The organism is Nostoc sp. 'Peltigera membranacea cyanobiont' 213 (genome assembly GCF_002245975.1).
Lineage (GTDB): Bacteria > Cyanobacteriota > Cyanobacteriia > Cyanobacteriales > Nostocaceae > Nostoc.
Map to the genome: position 1 here is coordinate 1 of NZ_NOLI01000302.1, position 3,133 is coordinate 3,133.

Below are 3,133 nucleotides of genomic sequence, written 5' to 3' on the forward strand. Positions count from 1 at the left end.
TTGGTAATTAAATTTTCTTATTCTTCTTGTACTGATTGAGTAAGTATTGTGGATTGCTGATATACATTTCTGTATAATCGCACTGTCCTCTTGGGTGGATATTGCTATTTTCACAGACATGGGTAATTCTAGAAACAATATTAACGTTCTTACCAGTGATGTAGTAATTGCTTGCGGGATGGGTGCAGGAACCGCTTCAGAAATTGCTCTAGCTTTGAAAGCAAATAAGCAAGTAATTTTGTTGAATAATGATGAAGAAAGTCAACTTTTCTTTAAAAAAATGTCGCCAGAAAATGTTTATATTGTGGAGAGTGTGGAGCAGGCGATCGCTACTGCCAAAACAATTTTATCTTAGTTACGAATTAGTGAATCAGTAAAGTCTTCTCAAATTGAGAGGCTCTCGAATTGATTGGGTTTGAATCCCCATCTGTTGCGTTAGCTTTCCGAAATTTAAATTATATTCCGGATCAGACTGCTCCAAGAGAGTGTATGTATAAAAAAGAGAACTAAATTCCCAGATGATTCACCAAATTACCGCTTTAGAATCCTGTTGGCATATTTCTCCTGAGTGGGGTCAGACCATGCCTCCATTAGCAGTAAGAATGTTAGAAAAAGTTTTGTTGCCAATCTCAGACTTGTCAGGCTACTGCTGTGGTGTTTTGTGGGAAAAACAGGAATGGATTTATGCAATTGTTTGCCAGAATGAAACTCTCTACTTAGCTGAACAAGAATTTCATAGAACAAATCTACTAGAAAAGTCTACTGTTTCTACCCCAGCTTTTAAATTGGGGGACATAATTGAGGTTGATTTCGGTGAACAGCCGACACGCCGTGTTATTCAAGGAATTTTTAGCCTCAAAGATAATTGGCTTTATGGGGTAGAGTGGCGCTCTCCAATTTTAGAAGAACTGTCTGCTCAAAGCAGAACAATATGGCTTGCTGATGTTGATTTAGTCAATATGGGTGTCTGACTATTATCAGTTATTACTAGAGAGCGACACCAAGTTAACTGCTTTGATTGAGAAATGAGATGCTTACAATTTGAGAGACGTGAACGCAAGTTTAAATATTCTGAGTGAGAGCTTGAGAAATTTAACAGCCGCCGTGGGTATCCCGGAGGCTCTAAACGCCTGTGAAGAACTTGTAAGACCTCTGGATCTTTTCAGGCAGAGATCGTTGAAGCAGGAATCGCGTGACTTCTAGTCATACGAGGTTCAAGGTTACAAATCAAAATCAAGGCTGAATGTTTCTCCATCAGAATCGAATGGCACTAAGAAAAGCCGAAACACTTGCGGTTTAAGCAGTTTGCAATTGTTTACGTAATTCATGCCGGGGTTTGGTCATTAAGGGGTAGGCTTTCGGACGACGTTTACGAACTCGTGGTTCGTTTCTAGCAGGACGGTCAGGAACAGCCTTGTGAGCAATAACTTTGAGTAAAGTGCGATAAACTCGGAGACGTTTTGTTGAAGTTGCTGCTAATAATTTGGGGATAAAGTTAATTAAATGGTGGCGAGTACCTTGCAACGATAGGCGTAATGGAGGAGTGGTGTAAGTAGTTCCGGCATCCCACATCAAACTACGAAGTAGATTATAAGCCAGCAAAAAAACGTAAATTTCTTTGCGTACCATCGAGGGTGTTTTACATCGCAGAATATCCATCCCCAAGGTAGTTTTTAGATGTCTTAAATCTAGTTCAACATCCCACCGTTGACCGTAAAGCCCAACAATTGCCAGAGTAGAATAAGAAGATTTATCTAAGACAGTAGTAATTAAGCTAACCCGCTCTGTGCGAAAACCAGGGATAACAATGTTATAGTAAATCTCTCGCACATTTATGGAAGGAGGTAGAGCATCAAATTCATCTTTACTCAATCCTTTTGGACAAGTTTTAGGCTTATACCAAGTAACTAATTTGTCACAATCTCCTACAATTTTGCCTTTTTGCATGGTTGTTTTGCGAGATTTATGCTTCCGAAATACGGCATCACAACCGAGTTTAGTAATCGCAAACATATCGGCATAAGCGCAAAAAGCTCTATCCCCTAAAAGCACATCATTGGGTTTGAGAAAACTATACAACCTTCTTGCTAATTTAATATCATGAGTGTTCAGAACATCTATACACAAAGCAATAGCGGCTCCTGTAGCTAAACTGAATATCACACCAATTTTGGCAATTGGAAACCCACATCCCTCTTTTTGGCTGCTAGGTTGAGGATATTCTTTCTGATTCTCTACAGTATCTGGCATGGAGACAGTTGAACCATCTATTACTTTTACATTTCGACCACACCATAAATATTCTGTTCTTACTTTTTCTTCTAGGCTTTGTGCAGAGAAATTGAAAATATTTTCCAATAATTTCTCTGGAAGTCTTGCCCTAGCTTGGCAGTAAGCACTCGTATCTGTTGAGGGAACTTCTACTTCTGACTCAGCCAAATGTGCAATTATTTTACTCACAGTATTATGGCAAGTTTTGTCAGTATCTAGAACCTGAGATAAAAATGCCCATAAAGTTACGAATGGGTCAAATAACCGCTTTTTATATTTGATTTTTAGCTCCGAGATGGCAAGTCTTATTACTGATTCTGGTAACAATTCTTTAAACGGTAGTCCCAAACTCTGACTAAATTTATCCTTGAGGATTTGTACTCTTAGTGTCACAGTGGTGGTTATGATGTTGGCTTATTCGTCTCAAAAAAGTATTTCATGGACGAGTAAGCTTTTCCTACCTAAAATTTTTTTGGACAGCCCGTGTATCATGCCCCCATCCATAAAGCTCTGTCTGATCCGGGAGCGATCGCTCGACTTGCTCACTCACTGTTCATTGATTAAAACTTGAAAGCCTTACTTCATATAGATTATAGCTTTTCTTAGTGCCATTCCCATCAGAATCTTCTTCTTCCTCCTCTGCAAATGGAGTTGCAGTCCTTGAAGAGAGTTTGTTATCTTCAGTATTCATTGGCGTGAAAGTCGCTTGTTGTGTCGGGAATGCACCCTTTCTGAAAGCAAAATAGCAATCAATAATAAAATAAAGCGTCTCCAGGTAACTTTTACCTAGTTGCTGTGATTCGGCAAATATCCGCTCTCGGTAGCTATCTTTGATCCGAACTTTTTCTGGGGTTAAGTCAAG

3 protein-coding genes and 1 pseudogene are annotated in these 3,133 nt (G+C 39.2%); 2 read left to right on the forward strand and 2 right to left on the reverse strand.

The annotated features are described in order from the left end of the window. Window positions 1-82 precede the first annotated feature (82 nt). Both CDG77_RS34275 and CDG77_RS34280 read left to right on the forward strand, forming a co-directional pair. Window positions 83-355, forward strand: a pseudogene (locus tag CDG77_RS34275) (cytochrome); the annotation flags it as partial. Window positions 356-518: 163 nt separating this feature from the next. Beyond that, entirely contained in the window at window positions 519-971 is a 453-nt protein-coding gene (locus CDG77_RS34280; RefSeq protein WP_094333576.1) for a DUF1392 family protein, read from the forward strand. 325 nt (window positions 972-1,296) lie between these two features. Here the strand turns inward: CDG77_RS34280 and CDG77_RS34290 are convergent, their stop codons facing one another. Both CDG77_RS34290 and CDG77_RS34295 read right to left on the reverse strand, forming a co-directional pair. Next, a complete protein-coding gene (locus CDG77_RS34290) occupies window positions 1,297-2,664 on the reverse strand; it encodes an IS4 family transposase (RefSeq protein ID WP_223270152.1) in 1,368 nt (455 codons plus the stop codon). 160 nt (window positions 2,665-2,824) lie between these two features. Continuing rightward, on the reverse strand, window positions 2,825-3,133 hold a 309-nt coding region (locus tag CDG77_RS34295), incomplete at its 5' end, for a hypothetical protein (RefSeq protein ID WP_094333577.1).

Coding starts and splice junctions, on each gene's coding strand:
- CDG77_RS34280 (WP_094333576.1), top strand. CDS start 519: ATGATTCACCAAATTACCGCTTTAGAATCCTGTTGGCATATTTCTCCT.